Source organism: Desulfomarina sp. (assembly GCF_054039375.1).
In genome coordinates this window covers 1-2,214 of sequence record NZ_JBPLBA010000081.1, presented here as the reverse complement: position 1 = coordinate 2,214, position 2,214 = coordinate 1, and the positions used below count along the sequence as shown (strand labels likewise).

At 43.1% G+C, this 2,214-nt stretch carries 2 protein-coding genes; both read left to right on the top strand.

Annotation, left to right across the window (positions count from 1 at the left end):
• The first annotated feature begins 316 nt into the window (after positions 1–316).
• Positions 317–1,099: a transporter substrate-binding domain-containing protein gene (locus ACXLDX_RS04320; protein ID WP_457575964.1), complete on the top strand. Its 783-nt coding sequence runs from the start codon at positions 317–319 to the stop codon at positions 1,097–1,099.
• Between the two features lie 46 nt (positions 1,100–1,145).
• Positions 1,146–2,214: hypothetical protein (locus ACXLDX_RS04315; protein ID WP_457575963.1), on the top strand; the 1,069-nt coding region annotated here is incomplete at its 3' end.

The following is a 2,214-nucleotide window of genomic DNA, read 5'->3' as shown; positions in this document are numbered from 1 at the left end:
GTGAGCCTGGGGATTGGGCCTGTTTTATCAGGCGTATTTCAAAAATCACATTAGACTGATTATAAAATGATCTGGACTGACACTTTTTCATTTGAATTCCTTATCAATTGAGATTTCCAGTGATTTTGACCGTAGGCTAGCCTGATAAAACAGGCCCATCCACAATTTGGCTGAGTTTCATGGGTAATTAAGTAAAAGATTGTAAAAACAATGGTCATGGAATACTATCCTTCCTGACCAGTATTTGTTCTGTGATCAGGCCTGTAAGAATACAGGTCAGCTGAACCCGGCAATCTCTCCATCCTGCAAAATCACTATGAAAAACCTGACGCTTTTTATTTTCCTGGTTACTATATTTTCAGGCTGCACCAGTCTTGTCACCCAAAAAACGGGTGAAAACGAAATCCTTAACCATTCCCTCAGAGTCGGCATATCAACCAGTTCCCCTCCCATTGCTTACCGGGAGGGAGGAAAAATCACCGGCCTTGAAGTCAGTTTTGCCCGTGGACTGGCCAGATTTTGCGGTAAAAAACTGAAACTGGTGCAACTCCCCTGGGAAGATCAGATCCCCTCACTTCTGCAGGGCAAAATTGATATCATAATGTCCGGCATGACGGTTACCGAACTCCGCAGGTATCGAATCCGTTTTTCCACTCCATATATGGTATCCGGTCAGGTTGCCCTTATCCGCAGAATAGACAGAAACAGATTTGGCGGCACCATTTCGGATCTGCTCAACCCCCAGGTGAGGCTGGGTACGGTGGACGGGACCACTGGAGACCTTTTCATTCAGGATGTCAAGGCCAATGGCGCACGGACAGTTTTTCCTGTTTCAGCCGAGGCGGTAAAGGCGCTGCTGGAAAATAAAATTGATGCTTTTATCTACGATCTTCCCCAGAATCTGTATCTCGCTTCAAAATATGCAGACAAAGGACTCATTCCCACGAATATCCTGCTGACAAAAGAATTTCTGGCCTGGGGAATTCGTCCCGATAACGAAAATTTACTTGAAAATGCCAATAATTATCTTAAAAGTCTTACCCGGACAGGGAATCTTGTCCCGTTAATACAACAGTGGGTACCCTATTATCAACCATGAGTTCTTCCCGTACCACATCTGTAAAGTAACACACGGATTTAAAAGCATGCTGAATATGGCAAAAATCAGTCCTTTAAAAAAGATTTTTCTACTGACCACAAGTTTCATTTTTTTTCTGGCTGGTATCAATATCTATCAATACCTGAAAATCAAAACAGAAATTGCACCCACTCTGATTTCAGAAATCAGCAATGTCGAACTGGGCGAAATACGGGTATTCTTTGCCTCAATCACGGAACAACTCAATATAGTAAGGGAATGGGGAGCCAATGGTGCTCTTCATTACGAAAACATCCACGATCTTAATAAACTGTTCTTTCCTCTTCTGGGAAACAAGACCATCATCAACAGTCTTGTCCTGGCCAACAGCAAAGGAGACGAATATTTTCTCTACAAAGATGGTGAAAAGAAAATCACAAGGTACTCACATGAGTTAAAGAACATCCCCCGAACTCTTCATTTTGCTGAATGGCAGGCGGTGGACAGGCCACTGAAAACATGGGAAAAAACTGATAACTATGATCCCCGGCAAATGAGCTGGTTTTTTGCTCCCGACAAAAAAAACCGTATCCACATCACCCCTGTGCGAACATTCATTTACTCAAAGGAAAAAGGAATCACCACCTCCGTTTCATGGAAACATAACGGTTCCCGGATCTATTCGGTCTTCGGACTCAATATTCCTCTTGCCAATATCGAGAAATTCCTGTCCATCAGGAATAAAAAATATTCAGGAATCGTCTTTCTCATCAACTCTTCCGAAAACACGTATATTTCAAGCAACTCTGATGAAATTTCCCAGAAAAACGAACTGCTTGATATCCTTATCCGCAAGTGGAACGATTCAGGACAACCAAGAAACCAGGTTGTCCAGTTTCTCAAAGGAAAACAGCCATGGCTGGCATCACTGCAGCCATTGAATACGGATCGTCCCAATTTCTGGCTTGGCGTGGCCGCACCTGAAAAACAGTTTATGAACCAGATCAATGCCAAACTGTTCCAGATTGATTTTTTCGACCTGCTGATTGCCTTTACCGGAACGGGACTGTTCTATCTGCTATTTATGAAAACCCATCTGCGAAAGAAAAAAAAGGTGGCTCCGATTGTACGACTCA